The sequence below is a fragment of the Micromonospora aridisoli genome (assembly GCF_056150025.1).
This window is the reverse complement of the sequence record NZ_JAXCFK010000005.1, coordinates 244,968-269,467: the sequence shown is the minus strand read 5'-3', so window position 1 is coordinate 269,467 and position 24,500 is coordinate 244,968. Positions and strand designations below refer to the sequence as shown.

Annotated in this window: 24 protein-coding genes; 11 read left to right on the top strand and 13 right to left on the bottom strand. The window is 71.9% G+C overall.

Features of this window, described 5'->3' with window-relative positions; genetic code table 11:
• Positions 1–4: 4 nt before the first annotated feature.
• The 5 genes from SM447_RS13315 to SM447_RS13295 form a co-directional block, all read right to left on the bottom strand.
• Positions 5–889 carry a PaaX family transcriptional regulator gene (locus SM447_RS13315; RefSeq protein WP_474573070.1) on the bottom strand — a complete coding sequence of 295 codons (885 nt, stop codon included), beginning with the start codon at positions 887–889 and terminating at the stop codon, positions 5–7.
• Positions 890–983: 94 nt separating this feature from the next.
• Entirely contained in the window at positions 984–1,757 is a 774-nt protein-coding gene (locus tag SM447_RS13310) for an IclR family transcriptional regulator (protein WP_474573069.1), read from the bottom strand.
• Positions 1,758–1,788: 31 nt separating this feature from the next.
• Positions 1,789–2,742, bottom strand: a complete 954-nt coding sequence (locus SM447_RS13305; protein WP_474573068.1) for a PDR/VanB family oxidoreductase — start codon at positions 2,740–2,742, stop codon at positions 1,789–1,791.
• On the bottom strand, positions 2,739–2,990 hold the full coding sequence (locus tag SM447_RS13300; protein WP_474573067.1) for a hypothetical protein: 252 nt from the start codon (positions 2,988–2,990) through the stop codon (positions 2,739–2,741). Before SM447_RS13300 ends, SM447_RS13305 begins: the two co-directional genes overlap by 4 nt.
• Entirely contained in the window at positions 2,987–4,030 is a 1,044-nt protein-coding gene (locus tag SM447_RS13295; protein ID WP_474573066.1) for an aromatic ring-hydroxylating dioxygenase subunit alpha, read from the bottom strand. Before SM447_RS13295 ends, SM447_RS13300 begins: the two co-directional genes overlap by 4 nt.
• Positions 4,031–4,165: 135 nt before the next feature.
• On the opposite strand from SM447_RS13295, the gene SM447_RS13290 reads away from it, so the two are divergent.
• Positions 4,166–5,443, top strand: coding sequence for an MFS transporter (locus tag SM447_RS13290; protein ID WP_474573065.1), 1,278 nt, complete (start codon positions 4,166–4,168; stop codon positions 5,441–5,443).
• Between the two features lie 55 nt (positions 5,444–5,498).
• Entirely contained in the window at positions 5,499–6,212 is a 714-nt protein-coding gene (locus SM447_RS13285) for a poly-gamma-glutamate hydrolase family protein (protein WP_474573064.1), read from the top strand.
• A 427-nt stretch (positions 6,213–6,639) separates the two neighbouring features.
• Here SM447_RS13285 and SM447_RS13280 read toward each other — a convergent pair whose 3' ends face one another.
• On the bottom strand, positions 6,640–7,023 hold the full coding sequence (locus SM447_RS13280; protein WP_474573063.1) for a hypothetical protein: 384 nt from the start codon (positions 7,021–7,023) through the stop codon (positions 6,640–6,642).
• Positions 7,024–7,323: 300 nt separating this feature from the next.
• Between SM447_RS13280 and SM447_RS13275 the strand changes: the two genes are divergently transcribed.
• The 3 genes from SM447_RS13275 (at position 7,324) to SM447_RS13265 (ending at position 9,473) form a co-directional block, all read left to right on the top strand.
• Positions 7,324–8,520, top strand: coding sequence for a helix-turn-helix domain-containing protein (locus tag SM447_RS13275; protein WP_474573062.1), 1,197 nt, complete (start codon positions 7,324–7,326; stop codon positions 8,518–8,520).
• 264 nt (positions 8,521–8,784) lie between these two features.
• Entirely contained in the window at positions 8,785–9,183 is a 399-nt protein-coding gene (locus SM447_RS13270) for a hypothetical protein (protein WP_474573061.1), read from the top strand.
• Positions 9,180–9,473: a hypothetical protein gene (locus SM447_RS13265; RefSeq protein WP_474573060.1), complete on the top strand. Its 294-nt coding sequence runs from the start codon at positions 9,180–9,182 to the stop codon at positions 9,471–9,473. Before SM447_RS13270 ends, SM447_RS13265 begins: the two co-directional genes overlap by 4 nt.
• Positions 9,474–9,516: 43 nt before the next feature.
• On the opposite strand, the gene SM447_RS13260 is transcribed toward SM447_RS13265, so the two are convergent.
• The 3 genes from SM447_RS13260 to SM447_RS13250 are packed head-to-tail and all read right to left on the bottom strand — an operon-like array spanning position 9,517 to position 12,718.
• Positions 9,517–10,581, bottom strand: coding sequence for an alcohol dehydrogenase catalytic domain-containing protein (locus SM447_RS13260; protein ID WP_474573059.1), 1,065 nt, complete (start codon positions 10,579–10,581; stop codon positions 9,517–9,519).
• Between the two features lie 8 nt (positions 10,582–10,589).
• Complete coding sequence (locus tag SM447_RS13255; protein WP_474573058.1) at positions 10,590–12,008, bottom strand: aldehyde dehydrogenase family protein; 1,419 nt, start codon at positions 12,006–12,008, stop codon at positions 10,590–10,592.
• Between the two features lie 44 nt (positions 12,009–12,052).
• On the bottom strand, positions 12,053–12,718 hold the full coding sequence (locus SM447_RS13250; protein WP_474573057.1) for a TetR/AcrR family transcriptional regulator: 666 nt from the start codon (positions 12,716–12,718) through the stop codon (positions 12,053–12,055).
• 112 nt (positions 12,719–12,830) lie between these two features.
• On the opposite strand from SM447_RS13250, the gene SM447_RS13245 reads away from it, so the two are divergent.
• From SM447_RS13245 to SM447_RS13225, 5 genes are all read left to right on the top strand, one after another.
• A complete protein-coding gene (locus tag SM447_RS13245) occupies positions 12,831–13,979 on the top strand; it encodes an acyl-CoA dehydrogenase family protein (protein ID WP_474573056.1) in 1,149 nt (382 codons plus the stop codon).
• 22 nt (positions 13,980–14,001) lie between these two features.
• Positions 14,002–15,174, top strand: coding sequence for an acyl-CoA dehydrogenase family protein (locus SM447_RS13240; RefSeq protein ID WP_474573055.1), 1,173 nt, complete (start codon positions 14,002–14,004; stop codon positions 15,172–15,174).
• Complete coding sequence (locus tag SM447_RS13235) at positions 15,171–15,635, top strand: MaoC family dehydratase (RefSeq protein ID WP_474573054.1); 465 nt, start codon at positions 15,171–15,173, stop codon at positions 15,633–15,635. Before SM447_RS13240 ends, SM447_RS13235 begins: the two co-directional genes overlap by 4 nt.
• Positions 15,632–16,546, top strand: coding sequence for an AMP-binding protein (locus tag SM447_RS13230; RefSeq protein ID WP_474573053.1), 915 nt, complete (start codon positions 15,632–15,634; stop codon positions 16,544–16,546). The genes SM447_RS13235 and SM447_RS13230 overlap by 4 nt, the downstream gene beginning before the upstream one ends.
• A 168-nt stretch (positions 16,547–16,714) precedes the next feature.
• On the top strand, positions 16,715–17,230 hold the full coding sequence (locus tag SM447_RS13225; RefSeq protein WP_474573052.1) for an N-acetyltransferase family protein: 516 nt from the start codon (positions 16,715–16,717) through the stop codon (positions 17,228–17,230).
• Between the two features lie 54 nt (positions 17,231–17,284).
• Here SM447_RS13225 and SM447_RS13220 read toward each other — a convergent pair whose 3' ends face one another.
• Positions 17,285–19,147 carry an adenylyl cyclase gene (locus tag SM447_RS13220; RefSeq protein ID WP_474573051.1) on the bottom strand — a complete coding sequence of 621 codons (1,863 nt, stop codon included), beginning with the start codon at positions 19,145–19,147 and terminating at the stop codon, positions 17,285–17,287.
• Between the two features lie 173 nt (positions 19,148–19,320).
• The gene (locus SM447_RS13215) at positions 19,321–20,760 is read right to left on the bottom strand and encodes a PepSY-associated TM helix domain-containing protein (RefSeq protein ID WP_474573050.1); all 1,440 of its coding nucleotides are present in this window, start codon (positions 20,758–20,760) and stop codon (positions 19,321–19,323) included.
• A gap of 221 nt (positions 20,761–20,981) precedes the next feature.
• Here SM447_RS13215 and SM447_RS13210 point away from each other — a divergent pair, with 221 nt between their 5' ends.
• Positions 20,982–21,692 carry a class I SAM-dependent DNA methyltransferase gene (locus SM447_RS13210; RefSeq protein ID WP_474573049.1) on the top strand — a complete coding sequence of 237 codons (711 nt, stop codon included), beginning with the start codon at positions 20,982–20,984 and terminating at the stop codon, positions 21,690–21,692.
• Positions 21,693–21,711: 19 nt separating this feature from the next.
• Here SM447_RS13210 and SM447_RS13205 read toward each other — a convergent pair whose 3' ends face one another.
• Entirely contained in the window at positions 21,712–22,881 is a 1,170-nt protein-coding gene (locus SM447_RS13205; protein ID WP_474573048.1) for a 4-hydroxybenzoate 3-monooxygenase, read from the bottom strand.
• A gap of 25 nt (positions 22,882–22,906) precedes the next feature.
• Positions 22,907–24,367, bottom strand: coding sequence for a benzaldehyde dehydrogenase (locus SM447_RS13200; RefSeq protein WP_474573047.1), 1,461 nt, complete (start codon positions 24,365–24,367; stop codon positions 22,907–22,909).
• Positions 24,368–24,500 lie beyond the last annotated feature (133 nt).

The window sequence follows — 24,500 nt, the reverse complement described above, 5'->3', positions numbered from 1 at the left end:
GCCGTCAGGCCGGTTCGGGCCGCTGGACGAGATCCTCGAAGCGTTGCTGGGCCAGCGGGGACAGCGCCTCGGAGGTGCGCAGGAACATCGCCCGCGCCTCGGCCCGGGGAAAGGACGGCGGCAGGAAGTCGATCGGCAGGTCAGGGTCGGCACCCACCAGCGCCCGCCAGTCGCTCACCAGCCTGGTACGCGCCACGAGCGCCTCCGCCGGCGCCACCGCACCGGCCGTCGCCCGGCCGGCCAGATCCCGGTGGCCGCGCAGGAACTCCTGATAACCGGCGGCCACCTCGTCGATCCGCCAGGCGGCCTCCAGCCGTGCCCTGCCGTCCGGCAACAGGTCCACCTCCGTGGACCGCAGGATCACCGCGTCGGTGACCCCGAGTTCGCCGAGCTGTTCGCGTGCCTCGTCGAACCGGTCGTGCGGGGTCACCCAGGTCGCGTCGTACAGCGGCCAGAACGTCAACCAGCGCAACCGGGCCCGGAGCAGGCGACGCTGGTTCGCGTCCTCCAGGGGCAGCGTGAACGCGATCAGCGTCCACCTACCGTCCCAGGCGCTCTCGTCGGTGGTGGCGAAGATGCGGCGGGCACCCCGCTGGAGGATGTGCCAGGCCGGCTCGGTCAACCGGTAGCTGGTCCGCCGGCCCTCCTTGCTCCGCTGGAGCACCCCACGCTGGGTCAACCGGGCGAGCGTCGCGCGGGCGTTGGCGGGCGCGATGCCGAATTCGGCGAGCACCGTCACCAGGCCCCCGGACGGCAGCGGCGAACGACCGGCGTGCCAGTGGTCACCGAGCAGGGTCACCAGCAGACGCTGGGCGCGGGCCCGCCCGACCGCGGCCCGGTCCGACGGCGACGCCGGCGGGAACTGCCCGCCCGGATCGTCGCTCGTCACGACGCGGCCCGGTCGGAACTGGGTACGGCAGAGCGGACGCGGACCATCGGCACCCGGACACGTTACTGCGTCCCGCCACGGGGCGGTAACGGCCTCACCTGCCCGGTCGCCCCGGCCCGTACGACGTGCCGAGTGATCGGGAGATGGTCCGGCCCGCCGCCTGGACCAGCGGCGCCAGCGCCACCGGGTCCGCCCGGTGGTGGGCGACCACCAGCGAGATCGCGGCGACCACCGAGCCCTCCGGCCCGCGGATCGGCGCGGCGACCGAGAGGGCGTCCATGGTGACCTGCCGGTCGCTGATCGCGTACCCGGTGCGGCGCACCTCGGCCAGGCCACGGCGCAGCCGCCCGGGATCGGTGATGGTCAGTTCGGTGTACCGCTCCAGCGGCGCGGCAAGCACCTGCTCCTGGATCTCGGTCGGCGCGTACGCGAGCAGCACCAGTCCGACGCCGGTGGCGTGCAACGCGAAGCGGCCGCCGACCCGGGTGAGCACCGGCACCGCGTGCCGTCCGGCGATCCGTTCGATGAAGACGAGTTCGAGGTCCTGCCGGACGGCGAGCTGCACGTTCTCGTGCGTCACCTCGTACAGGTCCTCCATGGTCGGCAGCGCCAGCTCGCGCAGCCCGAGCCCCCGGGGTGCGAGCGAGCCCACCTCCCACAGTCGCAACCCGATCCGGTACCGGCCGTCCTCACCCCGTTCCAGCGCACCCCAGGCGACCAGCTCGGCGACCCGCCGGGACGCGGTGGGCAACGGCAGGTCGGCCCGGCGGGCCAGCTCGCTGAGGGTCAGCGCCGGACCGGCCGGGGTGAACGCGTCGAGCAGGGCCAGCACCTTGCTGGTGACCGACCGTCCGGGTTGCGCGTCCACCCCGCCATCATGCCGACCTCGACCGCGTCGGTCACAGCTCCAGGGTGAGCCGGGGCGTACGGGAGCGGGACACGCAGATCATCATGGCGTCGCCGGCGGCCCGTTCCGCCTCGGTGAGCAGGCTGTCCCGATGGTCCGGCACGCCGGCCAGGACGCCTGTCTCGCAGGTGCCGCAGGTGCCCTCCCGGCAGGAGGACAGCACCTGGACCCCGGCCGCCTCCACCGCCTCCAGGATCGACGTACCCGGCGGTACGGTCAGGGTCCGGCCGCTGAGGGCGAGTTCCACCTCGACGGCGGTGTCGGCACCCTCGGTGACGGCCAGCGGCGTGAAGCGCTCGACGTGCAGGGCCCCGGCCGGCCACGTCCGGCAGCGCTGCTCCACCGCGGCGATCAGCGACTCCGGCCCGCAGCAGTAGACGAGTTCGTCGGCCGGTCGGGCCAGCAGCTCGTCCAGGTCGAGCAGGCCAGCCTCGTCCTGCGGGTACAGGGCCACCCGGTCGCCGTACTTCTCCCGCAGGTCGTCGGCGAACGCCATGGTGGCGCGGCTGCGCCCGCCGTACACCAGTCGCCAGTCGGCACCGGCGGCGTCGGCGGCGGCGACCATCGGCCTGATCGGGGTGATGCCGATGCCGCCGGCGATGAAGAGGTAGCGCCGCGCCGCCAGCAGCGGAAAGTTGTTCCGTGGCCCGCGTACCCGGACGGTCGCGCCCGGCGTCAGACGCTCGTGCACGTGGCGCGAGCCGCCGCGCCCGTCCGGCTCCAACTGCACCGCGACCCGCAGGGTGGCGCGGTCGGCCGGGTCGCCGCAGAGCGAGTACTGGCGTACCAACCCCGGCCCGAGTTCCAGGTCGAGGTGCGCGCCGGGGGACCAGCTCGGCAGGTCACCGCCATCGGCGTGGCACAGGGTCAGCACGGCGACGCCGGTCGCCGCCGGTTCCCGGTCGGCGACCACCAGCTCCGCGCCGTCCAGGTCGTGGGCGGTCATACCGGCACCGCCGACCGCGTCGGGGCGGGCGGCACCGGAGCCCCGGCAGCGGCGTCTGGTGCCGGCGGAACCACCTCCGCCGGCTGATGACCGTACGGATGGGCGAGCAACCACTCCCACAGCTCGACCGGCTCCTCGGCGACGCGCTCAGCCCCGCAGTGGCAGATGCCCCGGAGGGTGTCGGTGCCCGGCAGCCAGTGGATCCGGTAGATCCGGTCGCCGGTGAGCATGCGGGCCGGCACGCTCATCGCGGCGCTCCCACCGATCCCGCCTCGACCATCCGGGCCAGCAGGCGGCGGGCGGCGAGGCCGCCGGTGTCGATGTTGATGCTGAGTTCCTGGTACTTGTCCGGCTCGGACGCGATCACCTGCTCCAGGATGTTCAGCGCCGTCACGTCCTGCATGACCACCGTGTGGTTGCTCTGGTGCAGGTACTCACTCACCGACTCGTCGTCGATGGCGAAGTCGCGGGCCACCGCCCAGAAGTCGTAGGTGGTGTTCTCCGTCGACGGCGTGATGGCGTACACGATCTCGGCGTGGAAGGCGTCGCTGTCCTCGCCCTCGGCCGGCGGGTAGACCCCCTGCGGCGCGATCCGGCTGTGCAGCAGGTACAGGCACGGCGGGTGGTACTCGATGTCCTGCCAGCGGGTGATCCGGCCCTGGATGCCGGTCGACTTCGCGTAGAACGGCGGGCACTCGGCGTCGTCCATGTGCCGGCTGACGTAGACGATGCCCCGCTCCTCGTCCACCTCCGTGGTGATCGGGGTGTTCGCCACCTCGGGCGTGCCGATGTAGCCGCCGTGCAGGTACGTCTCGTGGGACAGGTCCATGAGGTTGTCCACCAGCAGGCCGTACCGCGCGTTCAGCGGGGCCATCCCGCGTACGACCGTGTACCTCGGGTCGTCCAGCCAGGGCGCGCGGGGGATGGTGGTCGGGTCGGCGCGGTCGGCGTCGCCGATCCACACCCAGATCAGCGAGTCCTGCTCCACCACCGGGTACGCGGCGACCCGTGCGGTGCGCGGGATGCGCTGCTGACCCGGGACGAAGACGCAGGCGCCGGTCTGGTCGTAGGTGAAACCGTGGTAGCCACAGACGATGGTGTCACCGTCGAGCCGGCTCTCCGACAACGGGTAGCGGCGGTGCACGCAGCGGTCGGCGAGCGCCACGGCCTCCCCCGACTCGGTGCGGTAGAGCACGAGCGGCTCGCCCAGCACCGTGCGGGCGAGCAGGTCCCGTCCCACCTCACTGCTGTAGGCCGTCACGTACCACTGGTTACGGGCGAACGCCATCGCGACCCAACCTCCCTCGGACGTGGTGCAGGGGATGATCCCGTGTACGACCGGCGACCGGCAGCGTCTCTTTCACTGAGTGAAAGGCGGGCGCGGCCTTTCGTCGGCTGTCGGGACGCTGCGATGATCGGCGGCGTGACGGGGGTCGAGGAACCGGTGCGTACGGATCAGGGGGCGACATCCCGCCCCGACGCGGGTGGGCTGGGCGGCCGGTTCTGGCGGCTCTGGTCGGCGTCGGCGGTGTCCAACCTGGCCGACGGGATCGTCAAGATCGCGCTGCCGTTGGTTGCCGTCGGCTACACCCGCTCACCGGTGCTGGTGGCCGGGGTCGCCACCGCGTTCAGCCTGCCCTGGCTGCTCTTCGCGCTGCCGGCCGGCGCGCTCGTCGACCGGCGCGACCGGCGTCGGGTGATGTTGGCCGCCAACACCCTGCGCGCGGCCCTGCTCGGCGCGCTGGCAGTGGCGGTGGCGCTCGACGCCGGATCGATCTGGTTGCTCTACGCGGTGGCCTTCGGCGTCGGCATCGCCGAGACCCTCTACGACACCTCCGCCCAGTCGATCCTGCCGCAGCTGGTCGCCCGCGAACAGCTGCCCCGGGCCAACGGCCGACTCGCCGCCGTGGAGCTGGCCGCCAACCAGTTCGTCGGCCCACCACTGGCCGGTTTCCTGGTGGCCGCCGGGGTGGCCCTGGCGCTCGCCGGCCCGGCCGCGCTGTGGGCGGTGGCGGTCGCGGCGCTGCTGCTGATCCGTGGCCGCTTCCGGATCGAACGGGACGAGCCGACGACGATGCGTGCCGACATCGTCGAAGGGCTGCGCTTCCTCTGGCGGCACCGCCTGCTGCGCACCCTGGCCACAATGGTCGGGACCAGCAACTTCATCACCAGCGCCATATTCGCCGTGCTGGTGCTCTACGCGGTCGGCCCGACCTCCGCCATCGGCCTCACCGAACCCGGATACGGGATCCTGCTCACCACCGTCGCCGCCGGGATCGTGCTCGGCTCGGTGGCCAGCGGCTGGATCGAACGACGGTTCGGTCGGGCCCGGGCCCTCGCGGTCTCCGTGCTGGCGATGGCCGCCGTCGTGGTCGTACCGGGGTTGAGCACCAACCCGTTCGTGATCGGCGCGGTCTTCTTCCTGGGCGGCATCCTGCTCGCCGCCTGGAACGTCATCACCATTTCGCTGCGCCAGCGGATCACCCCGGACCGCCTGCTGGGCCGGGTCAACAGCGGCTACCGGATGCTGGCGTGGGGAAGCATGCCGGCCGGCGCGCTCGTCGGCGGTCTGCTGGCCGAGGCGTTCGGCCTCCGCGCGGTCTTCCTCATCATGGGAGTGCTGACGCTGACCCTGTTGCTCGGCATGTTCGTGGTCACCGACGCCAACATCGACGCCGCCGAACGCGACGCCACCGGGTGAGATACCACGGGCCATCGGCCCGATGCGGGTGTGCCGCCGAACTGACAGGAGAACCGTGAAGAGACGTACGCAATGGGTCCTCAGCGCTGCCGCTGTGCCGCTGGTGCTGCTGGCGGGACATGGCGTGTCCTGGATTGGACGGGCACCGACATCGGAAGCTTCCGCGGTAGCCGGCACGGTGGGCGAGTACCCGTCGATGACCGCGCTGCGCAAGGTCGAGCAGGAGGGAGCCGCCTACGAGCTGAGCTGGACGATCACCAGTTCGCCGCTGATCGTCGTCGCCCCACACGGCGGCGCGATCGAACCCCGCACCAGTGAGATCGCGGGTGCGATCGCCGGCACCGAACACACCCAGTGCCACTTCAAGGGCACGCTGCCCGCCGGGCAGAACTTTCCGCGACTGCACGTGACGAGTGAGCGCTGGGACGTCGAGGAATGCCTGATCCTGATCGGCCAGCGGACCCACGCCCTGTCGGTGCACGGCACGTCCAAGGCGAACAAGGTCGCCTACATCGGTGGGCGGGACACGGCGACCGCAGTGGAGTTGGCGACCGCGCTTCGCGGGGCCGGTTTCAGCGTTGTCCAGCCCGCGCCCGCCGACATCGCCGGCACCTCGGTCAACAACTTCGTCAACAAGGACGCCGACGGGGCCGGCGTGCAGCTCGAACTCACCTCCGAGCTGCGCACGGAGCTCTTTCCGACCAAGGACGGGCCACCCTCGACACGCGGCCAGGCGTTCGTGGACGCGGTGCGCAGCGTGTACTCCTGACCCCGCAGTTGACGCGGTGCCGGGTGCTTCCCGGCACCGCCTCGCCGTCGAGCCGCCTCAGCCGAACTGGACGACGGTGCGGCGCCTTCGCCCGCTAGCTGTCCCGCCCGGCGGACGCGGAGATGTAGGCATGGAAAGCTGCGACCTCTTCGTCCCGCACGGTCGGTGCGAAATCGAGGTGCTCGCTCGGATGTATGCCGGTGCCGGAACCGGTCACCGTCACGAACCAGGCCCCCTCAGCGCCGAACCAGTGCGCCTGCTCGTGGCGAACCCGCGCCCGCACCGCGCGGAGACGACAACAACAGGGAAGTTGTCCCCTCGGCACCCGCCGAGACGACAACAACAGGGAAGTTGCACTCACGCTCAACCAAGCGGAACGCCGTTGTGGCGCAGCGGACAGACCGGCTGGCGGCCAGGGCGGACGGACTTAGCTGGGGCGCTTGTCCTCGACGTGTACGACGTCAAGCTCACGGCCATCCCGGTCTCGCTTGCCCCGTCCGTACAGACCGATGGTCAGGTCGCTGCTGTCCGAGATCTCGTCGGGTCCCACGTAGGTCAGCACGTCGTTGTGGTGGCCGTAGATCACCCACCCGGGACCGGGATCGAGGGCGATCGTGCCGAAGTCTCCCGCAGGTGAGCCAGCGTGGACGGGGCCGTACTCGCGCAGGATGTCGGTCGCCTGAGCGGCGAGGTCGACGTCGGGCCCGGGATCTGGCAGCACGACGCACGTGCCGTGGGCGAATACGACCCAGGACTTGTTGTCCCCTTCGATGATGCGACGCCAGGTTCCGGCGAGATCCTGCTCCGACATGCCGATGATCCTTCCCGAGTTGGTGCACCGGCGCTACCCGCGACGTGCCCGATACAGCGGTCAAGAGGGGCAGTCGAGGCGACGGTGGCCGCACGGATTCACCGGAGCGATCACTTCACTCGCCTCGCTTGTGCGCGTCACCGCCCATCAGCGCCCGATGTCAGAGTCGGGCGCGGACACACCCGGACGACGCGCCCAGAACTTACAAGCGAGGGGCCATCGGCGTGCGACGTGTCGGGGTACCGTCGATGGGGTGGCGGCCGGTGAGTTCGCCCGGCCGGTTGAGCTTGGAGCGGCGCTATGGCCTCACCCATCGATCCGCGCTTCGGTGTAGCTCTGCGCGAGTTTCGGGAGCGGCGTGGTCTGTCGCTTCGGTCCCTGGGGCAGCTCGCTCATCGCAGTAAGAGTCATCTGCACGAGTTGGAGGCTGGGCTCAAGGCTCCGACGGTCGACACGGCGCGTCACCTGGACCGGATTCTCGATGCGGGGGGCGCGCTTGCTCGCATGGTCGATGCGCCGGTCGACCATGCGGCCGAGGCCGGCGAGCTGCGGGCGAGAGTCGCCGCCAGTGATGTGAGCAGAGACGTGCTCGACCGGATCGAGCAGGGCGTTGACGACCTTGCCAGTTCTTATCCGACGATGGCCCCGGCAGATCTTCTGCCGTTGGTACGGCGGCACCTCGCCTATGTGGGACGGTTGCTGGATGGACGGGTCACGCTTGCTCAACGACGGCGGTTGTTGATCGCTGGCGGCTGGTTGGCGGTGCTGCGGGCGACTGTTCACATCGACCTGCGGCAGCGGACTGCTGCGGCTGCCCACCTGCGAGCCGCTCGTGACCTTGCCGAACACGCGGAGCATGGCGAGATCCAGGCATGGTGTCTGGAAACCCGGGCCTGGGACGTGTTGACTCAAGGTGACTACCGGACGGCACTCGATCTTTCCGATCAAGCCCAGCGGGTCGCCCCGAAGGGTAGCTCCGCCCGCATCCAGGCGACTGCTCAGGAGGCCCGTGCCTGGGCGCGGATCGGAGACGTCGGTGCGACCCGGCGTGCGTTGGATCGGGTCGAGCGGCTGACGGCGAATCTGCCTGTCCCTGAGCGAGCCGAGCACCATTATCGTTACGACCCGGCGAAGGCCGCCGCGTATACGGCCACGACGTTGGCGTGGGCGGGCGACCCCGGTGCCGAGCAGGTGGCGCGGGCGGTGTTGGCCGATCTGGACCCGCACGGCGATGGGGGAGCGCGGCCCCGCCGGTCCGCTTCGGCCCGTCTCGACCTTGGTCTTGCCCTGGTTGCTGCCGGTCAGCCGGATGAGGCGGTGGCGCTGGGGGCGCAGGCGGTGGCGTCCGGGCGGGTGGTGCCGTCGAACTGGTGGCGGGCTGCGGAACTGCTGGCGAAGGTGGAGCAGTCGGGGGCGCCAGAAGCCGCGACATTGCGTGACCTGTGCATCGAGTACGCCCCTGGACGTAGGCCAGCAGCGGACAGCACACCTGGTTAGCGGACAGTCACCGTCTGGATCGACGACGTGCCCGGCGTGACGCTGGACCTCACTGCACTTCGGGCGCGGAACGATGCACATCAGTAGGCCTTGTCCGTGCCCTCAGGACGGAGGGGCACACATGACTATTGGACTCCTGCGCCGAATCGTCAGTCGGTATCTCCCATCCCCGCCGGCTGCGTCCAGCCTCGGACAGCGCATCCAGACGGAGGAGCAGGAGGCCGCCCGGCGGCGACTGTTGGACCAGTCACGAGGCGGACAACAGTGCCGGGCAGCGGGCAGAGATGCCTCGGTGTCGCTGGAGCGGCGCGTTTCGTACGACGAATACCTCTCGGCCACCGCGCTGACCTTCGCCCGGCGGCATCGGCCGGTCTGGTGCTGGCGGCGGTGGCGGCGCGTCTGCCGGTGCGGGGCCGACCTGCCGTGTCATGCCCGGCACCGGCTTCCGATCAATCGTGGTCACTGGCCGGGGGAGGGCGCGCAGTGATCGGCAGCCCGGAGCAGACGACCCTCGCGGTCCACGTCCGAGGGCTCGACGTCATGTGTGCCGGCTGTCGGGCATGGTGGTCGCGGCTGGCTCCGTACCCATGCTGGCAGGTGGGGTGGGCGACTAGCCGGCAGGACCGCGCGAGCGTGGCCCAGTTCCTCGGCGGTGTGCGGTGATCAGTCACGGGCCGGTGCTGCCGATCTGGAGCTGCGGAGGCTGCGACCTGCCGTGGCCGTGTCCGACGCGGCGGCGGGAGCTGAGGGCGGAGTACGCGGACGCTCCGGTGTCGCTGGCGCTCTACCTGGGTGCCTATCTCGTGCGGGCCGTCGAGGATATGCCCTGGGCTCCGGCCGGCGCGCTGCACCGCCGCTTCATCGGCTGGACCAGGCACCCGACGGAAGTACCGCAGCGGAGTGCCGCAATCGTGCCCGAACGGAGTCGGCACGACCGCGACCAGGCCGGATGACCTCGGACGGAACCCGACCGGTGCCAAGAGTCCACCGAACGGGTCAGTCGAACAGGACCACCGTGCGGGCGCCTTCGCCCCGGGCCATCCGGGCCAGCGCCTCCGGTGCCGCGTCCAGGGTGACCCGGTCGGTGACCAGGAAGTCGAGGTCGAGGGTGCCGTCGAGCACCGCGCGGGCCAGCTCGGGCACGTCGCGGTCCGGGTCGGAGGAGCCGTACACCGAGGAGCGCAGCGTCCGCGCCGAGTGGAAGATCTCCAGGGCGCTGAGCCCGACCATGTCGTCCTTGCCGCCCATGCCGACCACGGTGACCTGCCCGCCACGGCGGGTCGCCCGCCAGGCGGTGCGGATGGTGGCGGCCCGGCCGACGCACTCGACCGCGTGGTCGACGCCGCGCCCGCCGGTGAGTGACCGTACCGCGCGGCTGAGGGTGTCGTCGGCGAGCAGGAAGTCGGTGGCGCCGGCCGCGTACGCCAGGTCGGCCTTTGCGGGTGCGACGTCGACGGCGATGACGGTGGTTGCGCCGGCCGCGCGGGCCGCGGCGACGGCCGAGAGGCCGACACCGCCGAGGCCGATGACGGCGACGGACTCACCGGGGCGGACATCGGCGGTACGGCGGATCGCGCCGACGCCGGTGAGCACCGCGCAGCCGAGCAGCGCGGCGGTGGGGAAGGGCAGGTCGGCCGGTACGGCCACCACCGCGTGCTGCGGCACCACCACCTGTTCGGCCAGCGCGCCGAGGCCGAGGGTGACGTGCAGCGGTTCTCCAACGATGGTGTGCCCGACGGCGGCGGCCGGGTTGCCGGAGGTCTCGCACAACCAGGGTTCGCCGTGCGCGCAGTACCAGCAGGCGCGGCAGGGTGGTGCCCAGTTGAGCACCACGTGGTCGCCGACCGTGATCCGGTCGACGCCGTCGCCGACCTCGGCCACCACGCCCGCGGCCTCGTGGCCGAGCAGCAGCGGGTACGGCGCGGCGATGGTGCCGTCCACCATGGACAAATCGGAGTGGCAGACGCCGGCGGCGCGGATCGCCACCCGCACCTGACCGGTGCCGACGGCGGGCAGGTCGACCCGCTCGACCTGCGGTGGCGTGCCGGCGGTCCTGGCCACCAGGCCCCTCACCGTTGGATCGCCTTCACTTCGCAGAACTCCTCCAGGCCGTGGACGCCCAGTTCGCGGCCGAGGCCGGACTGCTTGTAGCCGCCGAACGGGGCGAGCGGGTTGAACGGCGCGCCGTTGAGGTCGACGGCGCCGGTGCGCAAGCGGCGAGCCACCCGCAGCGCCCGGTCCTCGTCGGCGGACCAGACCGCGCCGGCCAGCCCGTACCGGGAGTTGTTGGCGACCCGCACCGCGTGGTCGTCGTCGTCCACGGGGATGACCGCCAGGACCGGCCCGAAGATCTCCTCCTGGGCCAGGGCGCTGTCGGGGTCGACGTCGGCGATGACCGTCGGGGCGACGAACCAGCCCCGCTGCGGGACGGGGGCGTCGGGTCCACCGGCGACGAGCCGGCCACCGTCGGCCAGGCCACGGGCGATGTGTTCGCGTACCCGGTCCCGCTGCTGTGCGGAGACCAGCGGACCGAGTCGGGTGGCCGGGTCGAGCGGGTCACCGAGCCGGTAACCCTCGGTCGCCTTGGCGGCCAGGTCGACGGCCTCGTCGTAGCGGTCGCGGTGCACCAGCATCCGCGTCCAGGCGGTGCAGGTCTGGCCGGAGTTGAGGAACGCGTTGCCGACGCCCACCTTGACCGCGCCGGCCAGGTCGGCGTCGTCGAGGATCACGTTGGCCGACTTGCCGCCCAGTTCCAGCGCCACCCGGGCGATCCGGTCGGCGGCCAGGTGCGCGATCCGCCGGCCGGTGGCGGTGGACCCGGTGAAGGAGACCAGATCCACGTCGGGGTGACCGGCGAGCGCCTCGCCGACCACCGGCCCGGTGCCGGTGACCAGGTTGACCACGCCGGGCGGCAGGCCGGCGGCGTGGATGGCGTCGAAGAGCAGGTACGCGGTCAACGGGGTCAGTTCGCTGGGCTTCAGCACCAGCGTGCAGCCGGCGGCGAGGGCGGGCGCGAGCTTGGCGACGATCTGGTGCAGCGGGTAGTTCCACGGGGTGATCGCGCCGACCACGCCTACGGGTTCGCGTACCACCAGGGAGTTGCCCACGGTCTGCGGCGCCGGCGGGTGCGCGGCCAGGTCGACGTAGCCGCGCAGGACGGTCAGCGGCAGCCCGGCCTGGACGCGGGTGGCGACCTTCAGCGGGGTGCCGAGTTCACTGGCGACGGTGCGGGCGATGTCGTCGGCGCGGGCGGTCAGCTCGGCGTGCAGCCGGTCGAGATGACTGGCCCGGTCGGCGGGATCGGTGGCTGCCCAGCCCTCGAAGGCGGCGCGGGCGGCGGCCACCGCCCGGTCGACGTCGTCGCCCGTGCCGGCCGGGACCGTGCCGATGACCTCCTCGGTCGTCGGGTTGTGCACCTCCAGCGGCTGCCCGCCCTCGGCGCTGACCCACCGTCCGTCGAGGTAGAAGTCGGTCCGTACGGATTCCATGCGCCCCTCACCTCGACGTAAAACTAGCGCTGCAAGTTTGGACTCTAGTACGCCGCGCCCGCCGACGGGAGGGGTGGCAGCGGCCCGACCACGCGTTCGTAGGTGTGCGACAGCCCGTCGATCAGCGCCTCCAGGCCGAGGGCGAAGGCGCCCTCGTCGACGCGCTGCTGGTGCTCGGCGAGGCGGTGGGCCTGGCTGAGGTGCGGGTACTGCTCGGCGTAGAGCCCCGGGTCCTCCACGAAGCCCCGGGCGAACGACCCGAGCGCCGAACCCGTCACGAAGTAGCGCATGAGCGCGCCGATGTGCGTCGCCCGGGCGGGTGGCCAGCCCGCGGCGACCAGCCCGCCGTAGACGGCGTTGGCCATGAACAGCGCCGCCGGGCGCCGACCCGGACCCTGCGCCAGGTGCGGCACGATGTTCGGGTGGGCGGCGAGGGCGGCCCGGTACGAGTGCCCCCAACGGCGCAGCGCCTCGCGCCAGTCGACCTCGCCGAAGAACGACACGTCCACCTGGCCGTTGATGCTGTCGACCACCGCGTCGAGGATCTCGTCCTTGGTGGCGAAGTGGTTGTAGAGCGAGGGCCCGCGTACGCCGAGAGCGGCGGCGAGCCGGCGGGTGGAGAACACGTCCAGCCCTTCGGCGTCGATCAACGCGGCGGCGGCCTCGACGATCCGCTCCCGGGTGAGCAGCGCCTGTCGCGGCCGGGGCATGGGGATCCTCCTTCTCGTGGGTGGCTCGCGGGGAACCTCGTGGGTGGCTCGCGGGGAACTTTGCCACACCGGGGTCTGGACAGCGTAAAACTTGCACCGCTAGTTTACTGCCATGGACCTTCACCTCTCCGCCGAGCAGGTCGCGGTCCGTTCGCTCGCCGCCGACTTCGTCAACCGCGAGGTCGCGCCGCACGCGGCGGCCTGGGACCGGCGCGAGGCGGTCGACCCCGGCATCGTCGGCAAGCTCGGCGAGGTCGGTTTCCTCGGCCTCACCATCGGCGAGGAGTACGGCGGCTCCGGCGGCGACCATCTCGCGTACTGCCTGGTGCTGGAGGAACTCGGTCGGGGTGACTCCGCCGTGCGCGGCATCGTGTCGGTCTCGCTCGGCCTGGTCGCCAAGTCGATCGCCACCCACGGCACCCCGGAGCAGCGCGAGCGCTGGTTGCCCGCGCTCTGCTCCGGTACCGCGCTCGGCTGCTTCGCGCTCACCGAGCCGGGCAGCGGCTCGGACGCGGCGGCGCTGACCACCCGCGCGGTCCGTGACGGCGGCGACTGGCTGCTCACCGGCCGCAAGACGTTCATCACCAACGGCACCACGGCCGACGTCGCGCTGCTCTTCGCCCGTACCGGCGGCCCGGGCCACCGGGGGATCACCGCGTTCCTGGTGCCCACCGACAGCCCCGGCCTCGACCGGTCGGAGATCAAGGGCAAGCTGGGCCTGCGTGGGCAGGCCACCGCCGAACTCGTCCTCGACGGGGTACGGGTGCCCGACGCCGCCCGGCTCGGTGAGTGCGGCGGCGGTTTCCGGCTGGCGCTGGCCACCCTCGCCAAGGGACGGATGTCGGTCGCGGCCGGCTGTGTCGGCATCGCCCAGGGCTGCCTGGACGCCGCCGTCGACTACGCCGGCACGCGCACCCAGTTCGGCAAGCCGATCGCCGGGCACCAGCTCGTGCAGCAACTGCTCGCCGGCATCGCGGTCGACACCGCCGCGGCGCGGCTGCTGGTCTGGCGGGTCGCCGACCTGATCGACCGCGACCAGCCGTACGCCACCGAGGCGTCGATGGCCAAGCTGTTCGCCAGCGAGGCCGCCGTCCGCGCGGCCAACGACGCCATCCAGGTCTTCGGTGGGTACGGCTACATCGACGAGTACCCGGTCGGCAAGTACCTGCGCGACGCCCGTGTCGCCACCCTCTACGAGGGCACCAGCCAGATCCAGCAGCTACTCATCGGGCGGGCGCTCACCGGCGTCAACGCCTTCTGAACCCGGGAGAGGAACCGAGCACATGGACTTCGGGCTGTCCGACGAGGAACGGGCGATCCGCGACACCGCACGTGACTTCATCACCCGCGAGATCATGCCGCTGGAGCAGGAGCTGTTGCGTCGGGAACGGGCCCACCAGCCCGGCCTGGAACGCTCCGAGCTGCGGGAGTTGCAGCTCAAGGCCCGCAAGTTCGGCTTCTGGGGGCTGGCCACGCCGCAGGAGTACGGCGGCATGGACCTGCCCGCCGTCGTCCAGTCGCTGATCTGGACCGAGATCGGCCGCAGCTTCGTGCCGTTCCGCTTCGGCGGCGAGGCGGACAACATCCTCTTCCACGCCACCGAGGAGCAGCGGCGGGAGTTCCTGCTACCCACGATCGAGGGTGAGCGGCTCTCCTGCTTCGCCATCACCGAGCCGGGCGCCGGCTCCGACGCCGCCAACATCCGGTTCCGGGCCCGCCGCGACGGCGACGACTGGATCCTCAACGGCGAGAAGACCTTCATCACCGGCGGCAACGAGGCGGACTTCGCCATCGTCATCGCGGTCACCGACCCGGACCGGGGGGCCCGCGACGGCGGGGCGACCGCGTTCCTGGTGGACCGGGCGATGGGCTGGCGGTCGGAGTTCATCCCGACGATGGGGGAGGGCGGGCCGGCGTCGCTGTTCTTCGACGACGTACGCGTGCCGCACCGCAACATCCTCGGCGAGGTGGGCCAGGGCTTCGCCCTCGCCATGCAGTGGATCGGCAAGGGGCGGTACACGATTCCCTCACACGCCGTCGGTATCGCCGAACGCGCGCTGCGGATGGCCATCGACCATGCCAACACCCGGGAGACCTTCGGCGCCAAGATCGGCACCAACCAGGCGATCCAGTGGATGATCGCCGACTCGGAGACCGAGCTGGAGGCGGCCCGCTGGCTCATCCTGCGGGCCGCCTGGACCGTCGACGCCGGACTGGACCCCCGGCACGCCTCCTCGATGGCGAAGCTCTACGGCGCGGGCATGGTCAACCGGGTGGTGGACCGGGTCCTCCAGATCCACGGCGGCATGGGCTACACCCGCGAGCTGCCGATCGAACGCTGGTACCGGCAGGTGCGGCTGTACCGGATCTTCGAGGGCACCGACGAGATGCAGCGACTGATCATCGCCCGCGACCTGTTGCGCGGCTACACGAAACTCGGAGGACACCTGGGATGAGGAGCTTCGCCAGCATCGACGAGTTGGCCGGCGCGGTCGGCGAGACCCTCGGCCCGGGCCCATGGTTCCCCATCGACCAGCGCCGGGTCGACCTGTTCGCCGACGCCACCGACGACCACCAGTGGATCCATCTCGACCAGGAACGGGCGGCGGCCGGGCCGTACGGCGGCACCATCGCCCACGGCTACCTCACGCTCGCCCTGCTGCCCGCCCTGGTCGGTCGCCTGTACCGGGTCGGCGGGGTGCGGATGGGGGTCAACTACGGCCTCAACCGGGTCCGCTTCCCCGCGCCGGTGCGGGTCGGCAGCTCGGTGCGGGTGACCGCCACCATCGACCGGGTCGACCCGTTCGAGGGCGGGGCGCAACTGGTGGCCACGGTGACCGTGGAGGTCGACGGCGGCGGCAAGCCGGTCTGCGTGGCCGAGACGGTCAGCCGGCTGTACGGGGATCCGCCCCGATGACCGCGCTCTCCCCGGCCACCGTGCTGGCCGGGTCCGCCCGCCGGCACTCCGACACCGTCGCCGTCGTCGACGGCCGGGTCCGTGTCACGTACGCCGAACTGTGGTGGGAGGCCCGCTGCTACGGCGCCGCGCTGCGTGCGGCGGGAGTGCGCGGCGGTGACGCGGTGGCCCTGCTCGCGCCGAACGTGGTGGACTTTCCGCGGGTCTACTACGGTGCCCTGGCCGCCGGCGCGGTCGCCGTACCGGTCGGTCCGCACGCCGTGCACCTGGCGCGCGGCGCGCGGCTGCTGGTCTGCCACACCTCGCAGCTGGCGGCCGGACGGCGGGTCAGCGCCCGGGTCGGCGTACCGCTGCTCACGGTCGGACCGACCCGGGGCCCGTCCGGCGTGCCCCGGCTGGAGGACCTCGGTGATCCCGCGCCCGGCGGCAACGCCGCGTTCACCGACATCGACGTCGACCCGGGCGACCGACCCGGATCCGATCCGGACGACACCGACGTGGTGCTCGGCTGCCTGCCGCTGGGCGGCCGGTTCGGTCAGGCCGTCGCGTTGACCGGCACCTTCCGGGCCGGGGCGACACTGGTGCTGCTCAGCCGCTTCACCGGCCCGGTGGCGCTCGACCTCATGCTCCGCGAGGGGGTCACCGTCTTCCACGGCACGTCGGCGATGTACGCGGCGCTGCTCGACGCGGCCCGGGGCCGCACCGCGTTGCCCCGGCTGCGTCGCTGCGTGAGCAGGGCACCCCTGCCGCCGTCCCTGCGACAGCGCTTCACGGTCGCCTTCGACACGGTCGTCCACCCGGCCGAGGGAGAGCGGGCTTCCTCCGTTCCGGGCCCGCCCGCCGTGGCGCGCCCGGCTCGGCGGCTGCGTTCGCGCCGCCTGGGCTGTCACGGGGAGCGCTACCGGCGGTAGCCCGGTGGCTGAGCTGAGCACGGCGGCCGGCGACGATTCCCGGATACCGCCGGGCCGGGGGCGAGCAGGAGTACGGCGGCATCCCGAGGCGCAGTTCACCGCAGGCCGCGACCCGCGCGGACCGGGTTCGGCCACCGGCCGTCCGATGCCCTCGCCTACGATTCGCCCATGATCCGAAACGAGCCGGCCACGGCCGAGGTGCGGCTGCGCCCGATGACCGTCGCGGACGCCGACCGGGTGCTGGCGATCTACCAGGCCGGACTGGACGGCGGGAACGCCAGTTTCGAGACCGTCGCGCCGTCGTGGGCCGACTTCGACGCCGGGCGGTTGGCCGCGCACCGGCTGGTGGCGGTCGACGGGGACGGGACGTTGGTCGGCTGGATCGCGGTGTCGCCGACCTCCTCGCGGGCGGTCTACGCCGGGGTGGTGGAGCACTCCGTCTACGTCGATCCGGTCGCTCAGGGCCGGGGAGTGGCCCGCCTGCTGCTCGACGCGCTGATCGCGTCGACCGACGCGGCGGGGATCTGGACGATCCAGTCCGGTGTGTTCCCCGAGAACACCGCCAGCCTCGCCCTGCATCGGCGGGCCGGGTTCCGGGTCGTCGGCGTCCGGGAGCGGGTGGGCCGCCACCACGGCCGCTGGCGCGACGTCGTCCTGCTGGAGCGCCGCAGCCCGTTCGTGTAAGGAAGGGCCCCTTCTTAACGCCTCGCGTATAGGAAGGGACCCCTCCTAACGTCCTTACGGGTACTGCTTCAGGTAGACCGGAACGCCGATCCGGTCCATGTCGGCCGCCTCGCCCACGCCGTTGACCACGTGGTCGATGACGCCGGCGCTGAGGTTCACCGTCATGATGTGGTGCAGCCGGATGCCCGGCCGGACCGGCACCTCGAAGCCGTTCTCGGTGCGGATCGACGGGTTGTTCTGGTTGAACACGTACACTCCGCCGCCGTGCAGGGTGTGGTGGCGGACCCGGTCGCCGACCTTGTAACCGGCCCACCCGTTGACCTTGCCGTTGTGCCAGTCCGCCTGCGTCGGCGGGTCGTACGGCAGCTCGTTCTGGTACAGGATCGTGGTGCCGTGTTCACCGTTCCAGACGGTGTTGTACCGCTGGAAGTGCTCGACGAAGAGGCCGGTGGCGGTGACGTGGTCGCCGTTGATGACCGCGCCGTACCGGCCGGTGTTGGTACGCCAGCGGTCGGTGTCGCCGTTGACGCCCTCGGTGAAGCCCTCGACGCCGTGGTCGCCCCGCCACACCCAGGTGTGGTCGATCAGGACGTGGTCACTGTTGACCTCCAGCGCGGTGTCCGTCTTGCCGATGTGCGGGCCACCGACCCGGAAGTACACGTCGGACAACGTGATCGGGTTCTGCGGGGTGCTGTGGTTGCGGCCCTTGCGCTGACCGACCCGCAGCAGCACCGGCGATTCCTTGAGACCCGCGTCGACCGTCACACCGGCGACGACCACGCCCGGTACCCCGGCGACGTCGAGCGGCACCGCGCCGTTCACCGCGGTCAGGGTGGCGTGCCCGATGCCGAGCACGATGGTGTCGGGCCGGCGCACCTCGATGCTGCGGGCCACGTCGTACACCCCGGGGGTGAGCAGCAGATGCTTGCCGCGCGCGAGTTCCCGGTTGATGACGTGCACCGGGTCGGACGGCCGGGCGACGAAGAAGTCGCCGATCGGGATGCTCCGCCCCGGAGTCATCCGGGTCCCCCAGGTGATGCCGCGCGTGTCGCGCCGCACGGCCGGCACCCGTACCTGGTACTTCCCCTTGGCGTCGACGTACAGGTACGGCTTCTCCCGGCTCAGCGGGGTGGTGTCGAGCGTGGTGTACGGCGGGTCGGGGAACCCGGCGTCGTCGGGCGCGCCGACCACCCCGGCGAAGACCTGGTTCCACACGGCGTTGGACCAGCTCTCGACCTCGCTGTTGCGGGTCAGCCACTGCTGCTGCGAGCCGTTGGTGGTGGCCGGCAGCCGGGAGTCGGCGATGAAGCCGCCACTGGCGTACTGCGGACCGTTGGTGCAGTAGTCCATCAGCGACAGTCCGCCGCCGCTGATGTCGAGCCGGCGCATCGACACCGCCTGGGAGACCGCCCAGAAGTTGGCCGAGGCACGGCAGTCGTCCTGGCCTGCGGCGTTGATCGACAGAGACAGGTTGCTGAGCGTACGCCAGAAGTTGACCAGCGCGATGCAGTTGGCGGTGCCGCCCTCGGTGAGGCAGCGGTTGTACGTCTCGATCTTGCCGTTGATGACCACGTCGGTGGGGGAGGCGCCGAGGCCGGATATCTCGGTGTAGTAACCCACCTTGATCTGGAGGGGTTGCTCGGCGGTGCCGTATCGGCCCGGCCGGAACAGGTAGGCGTGCCGGGTGGTGCCCATCTCGTTGTCGACCTGCGCCGCGTGTGCCGCGTCCAGGGTCGCCTGGATCCGGCTGATCGGCATGCTCGGGTCGAATATCGTGACGTTGGGCCCGAAGTTGGGGGCGACGGGTCGGGGCGGGCCCGCGCTGACCGGCGTGTTCGTGGCGACGGCGGCGGTGGTCAGCACCAGCCCGAGGGCCAGTGCCCGACCGAGTCGCCGGCGGGGTGGTGGAATCGGCATGCGTTCGTCCTTCCCGTCGGGCCGATGCGAGCCCGACGACACGGTGGACCGAGGCGTGTGAGAGAGCGCTCTCCCAACGAGTGGACTTGTATCACGGTGTGAAGAAACGGGGTCCAGATGTTTCTACCCCGTAACGCCGCCGCGCGCCATGCCTCAAGCGGACGAGTCCACGCTCACCGGTCGGCAGGTCGGCGGACGAGCGCGCCGACGACCACGTCGACGACGAGGAAGCCGAGCAGGGGGAGACCGAACCAGGGCAGGGCCCAGCCGACCGCGCCGACCACGGGTACGCCGACCAGCACCGCCCACAGTGGCAGCCCGCGCAACCCGCCCCGCGCCGGTGGCGCGCCCACCGGGGCCCGCCGGTCGACCCGGGTCGGGCGGCGCTGCCACCACATCCGGTAGCCCCACACGATGACGCAGAGCAGGCCGACGGCCAACGCGGCGAGCAGGATCTGGTTGACCACGCCGAAGAGCAGCCCCATGTGCGCCTGTACGCCGAGGGCGCTGAGCTTGGCCAGCAGGGGCCAGTCGGCGAAGTCGCTGCGCGCGGTCACCGTACCGGCGTCCGGGTCGACGGCGACCTTGTCCAGCCGTACCGGCCACGTGTTGTCGGTCTGGGCGACCGCCCAGGCGGTGGTGCCAGGCTCACCGGGGCTGATCTCGACCGGCCCGGACAGGCCGGCGTCGCGGGCCACCGCCAGGACCCGGTCGAAGGTGGCCGGGTCGGCTGCCGCCGACGACGGCGCGGCGCCGTGCTGGTGCTCGCCACCACCGGCGGCGGGCGCGCCGGCCAATGTGGTGGAGAGCGTGGGTCGACGGGCGTCGAGCGCGTCCAGGCCGGCGCCGAAGTTCTCACCGGCGAAGCGGGACCAGGTCAGCCCGGTGGCCGCGAGGAACAGCAGGCCGACGGCGAGCCAGACGCCGGTGGTGGCGTGCCAGCCCCTGGTACGCCGGACGCCCCTGCCGGCGGAGAGATCCGGCACCAGCAGGTGCTTCGCGCGGCCGCGTCCGCTCTGGCGGCGACGCCACCACAGGACGACGCCGCCGAGCGCCAGCACCCACAGCCAACTGGCGGCGATCTCGGAGTAGTGCCGACCGAGGTCACCCAGGTGCAGGTTGCGGTGCAGGTCGTCCAGCCAGGTGGTGGCGGGGGTGGCGCCGAACCAGGTGGTGAGCTGCCCCTGGACCTCGCCGCTGTACGGGTCGACGTACACGGTGTGCTGCTTCTCGCCCAACTCCTCCAGCGCGAATACCACCCTGGTCGTCTGGTCGCCCGTACCCGGTGCCACCGCCACCAGGTCGCCGTCCGGGTGGGCGGTTCGGGCCGCGCTCACCTGGTCGGCCAACGGCCTGGGTTGGTCGCCGACGGTGGCGACGGTGAGCTGGTCGCCGTAGAGGAGCTGGTCCAGCTGGGGCGTGACGGTGTACGCCAGGCCGGTCAGCGCGGCGACCACCAGGAACGGGGCGATCAGCACGCCCGCGTAGAAGTGCAGGCGGACCAGCAGCGCCGACAGCGCAGAGGCGCGTCGCGGTGGGCGGGCGGTGGTTGCGGGCTCCGCGCCGGGTAGGGACTCCGGCGCGGATTCACCGGACAGTTCGGTCAGAGACATGCGCGTTCCGATCGGGTGAGGAGGTCGTGGTGCGGACCTGGCCCGTGCCCTTCGGGTCCAGTGCTGCCTGTCGTCGCCCGGCTGCCCGCCGCTCGATCACCTAGTCGGACGGCGGGTCGTGCTGGTTCCCGCGACTTCGACCCCCGTCGGTGCGCCGCTCGGCCGGCGGTACGGCCCGCCGCTGGCCGGGAAAGCAGCGGCCCGGAAGGTACCCTCGGCCGGTGTTCTCGCCTCACGGCCCGTCGCTACGGGAGCTGTGCGTCCAGGCGCTCTCCTCGGTCGAGCGCGGCTACGACCTGCTCGCGCCGAAGTTCGACCACACGCCCTTCCGTACGCCGGACAGCGTTCTCGGCGCGACCGTCGTGGCGCTCGGCGAACTCGGGTCGTTCGACCGGGGGCTGGACGTGTGCTGCGGGACCGGTGCGGGCATGCAGGTCCTCAGGCCGCTGTGCCGGCAGGGGATCACGGGCGTGGACTTCAGCGCCGGAATGCTCGCGCAGGCGCGCCGCGCCCACCCGGACGCCACCTGGGTGCGGGCCGACGCCCGGGCCCTGCCGTTCGCCGCGGGTTTCGATCTCGCGATCAGCGTCGGCGCGCTCGGGCATTTCCTGCCGGCGGAACGGCCCGCACTCTTCGGCGGGGTGTACCGGGCGTTGCGGCCGGGTGGGCTCTTCGCCGTTCCGATCGGTACCGGGTCGCCGCGTACCTCGGTCTCGCACTGGGTCACGCGCGGCTTCGACCTGGCCATGCGGGTCCGCAACGCCGTGTGGCGCCCGCCGTTCGTGATGTACTACCACACCACCAGCCTGTCCGCGCTGCGTGAGGACCTGACGGCGGTGGGCTTCACCGCGACGGACACCCCCCTGCCCGTGCTGGGTCAGCACCGCGACGGCCGTCCACGGTTCCGGCTCATCCTCGCGCGCAAGCCCTGACGTGAGTGACCGCTGGTGCTCAGACCTCGGGTAGGCCGACGTAGTTCTCCGCGAGGCTGGTCGCGTACGCCGGAGAGGTGGTGACGTACCGCAGGGTCGCCGACTGGAGCTTCGCCTCGTACGGGTCGTCGGCGTTGAGCCGGTGCAGCATCGAGGTCATCCACCAGGAGAACTGCTGCGCCCGCCACACCCGGCGCAGCGCGGTGCGCGAGTAGCCGTCCAGCAGGTGCGTGCTGCCGTCGGCGTACCAGGCGGCGAAGGCGTCACCGAGCAGCGCGACGTCCGCGAGGGCGAGGTTCATGCCCTTGGCCCCGGTCGGCGGCACGATGTGCACCGCGTCGCCGGCCAGGTACAACCGCTGCCACTGCATCGGCTCGACCACCAGGCTGCGCAACGGGGTGATCGACTTCTCCAGCACCGGTCCCTCGTTCAGCGTCCAGTTCGGCACCGTCTCCAGCCGGGTACGCAGCTCGGCCCAGATCCGCTCGTCCGGCCAGTCGGCGATGTCCTCGTCGGCCGGAACCTGGAGATACAGCCGGGAGATCTGGGGCGAGCGCATGCTGTACAGGGCGAAGCCACGTTCGTGGTGGGCGTAGATGAGTTCCTCCACCGCGGGCGGAGCGGCGGCGAGGACGCCCAGCCAGGCGAACGGGTAGGTGCGCTCGTAGGTGGTCAGCACCCCGTCGGGCACCGTCGGTCGGCTGATCCCGTGGTACCCGTCGCAGCCGACCACGAAGTCGCAGTGCAGTTCCTCCTCCCTGCCCTGATGCCGGAAGTGGACCACCGGCGCGGAGTCCAGCCCGGAGAGGCGCTCGGCCGGTGCCTCGAACAGGATCGTCCCACCCGCCGCCAGCCGGGCGGCGATCATGTCCTTGACCACTTCCTGCTGTCCGTACACGGTGATCGCCCGGCCGGTCAGCTCGGTCATCGGCACCCGGTGCGACTCGCCGTCGAAGCGCAGCTCGATGCCCTCGTGCCGCATCCCCTCCCGGTCCAGGCGCGCGCCCAGGCCGGTCTCCCGCAGCAGGTCGACCGAGCCCTGTTCGAGCACGCCCGCGCGCAACCGGTGCTCCACGTACTCCCGGCTGCGGCTCTCGATCACCACCGAGTCGATGCCGTGGCGGTGCAGCAGGTGCGACAGCATGAGACCGGCCGGTCCCGCTCCGATGATGCCGACCTGGGTACGCATCCATGCCTCCTTGGTTCCTGCTGACCTAGAACGGGTAGCGGGTGATGTCGCCCTGCATCGTGAGCCACTGGGTCTCGGTGAACGCCTCGATGTTCGCCGCCGCCCCACCGAAGCGGGAACCGGTGCCGGAGGCGCCGACACCGCCGAACGGTGCCACCGCCTCGTCGCTGACGGTCTGGTCGTTGATGTGCACGATGCCGCTGGGGATGCGCTCGGCCAGCGCCATCGCCTTCATCACGTCGCGGCTGAGGATGCCGAGTGACAGCCCGTACTCGCTGGCGCCGGCGAGTGCCGCCGCCTCGTCCAGGTCGGAGAAGCTGAGCACCGGGGCCACCGGGCCGAAGACCTCCTGCGCGTACGCCGGGGTGCTCGGGGTGACGTTGGCGAGCACGGTCGGCCGGTAGAACAGCCCGTCGTAGGTGCCGCCGGCGGCCAGCCGGGCGCCCGCGTCCACGCTCGACGTGACCAGCGAGTGAATCTTGTCGCGCTGCGCCTCGTCGATGATCGGCCCGAGCGCCACCTGCTCCTTGGCGGGGTCGCCGACCGGCAGGTGGTCGGCCTTGGCGGCCAGTTCGCTGACGTACCGTTCGGCGAGGCTCTCGTGGACCAGGTGCCGGCCGGTGGTCATGCAGATCTGCCCCTGGTGCAGGAAGGAGCCCCACGCGCCGGCCGAGACGGCGAGGTCCAGGTCCGCGTCGTCGAGCACCACGAGCGCGGAGTTGCCGCCCAGTTCCAGGTGCGCCCGCTTCAGGTGCCGGGCAGCGGCCTCGCCGACCTTGCGGCCGGCGGCGGACGAACCGGTAAAACTGATCACCCGTACCCGCGGGTCGGCGACCAGCACCTCGCCGGTGGAGATTCCGCCCGGCAGCACGTGCAGCAGGCCCTCGGGCAGCCCGGCCTCCTCGAAGACCCGCGCGATGGCCAGCCCGCCGCAGACCGCCGTACGCAGGTCCGGCTTGAGCACCACCGCGTTGCCCAACGCGAGCGCCGGGGCCACCGAGCGGATGGCCAGGATCAGCGGGGCGTTGAACGGAGAGATGACGCCCACCACGCCGACCGGTAGCCGGCGGGCCAGGCTCAGTCGTGGCTGAGCGCTCGGGATGATCTCACCGAGCGACTGCGAGGGCAGCGTCGCGGCCTCGTAGCACTCCTGCGCGGCGGTACTGGTCTCCAGCACGCCCTTCGGCGGGATCGACCCGGACTCGCGGACCACCCAGTCGCCGACCTCGGCGGCGTGCTGCTCCCACAACGCGCCGGCCCGGCGTAGCACGGCGGCGCGTTCGGCGTAGCTGGTGGCCGCCCAGGCCCGCTGCGCGGCGGCGGCCCGGGCGCAGGCGCGGGCGACGTCATCGGCGTTCGCCACGCCGATCTGGCCGATCTCCTCGCCGGTGGCGGGGGCGCGAACGGCGGCGGTGCCGCCGGCCGGCTGCACCCAGCCGTCACTGTAGAGCCGGCCGTGCCAGGTGTCGGTGTCGAGCAGGGGCATCTCGATCCTCCTTGCGCCGCGGGGGTGGGACAGCCGGGCTGCGGCCGGCGGGGTGGGTCCGACCACGCCTTCCACGTGCGGCGGTCCGTCGGCGGCCGAGGGGCCGGCCACGCGCCACGCCTGTTCGCCTGCC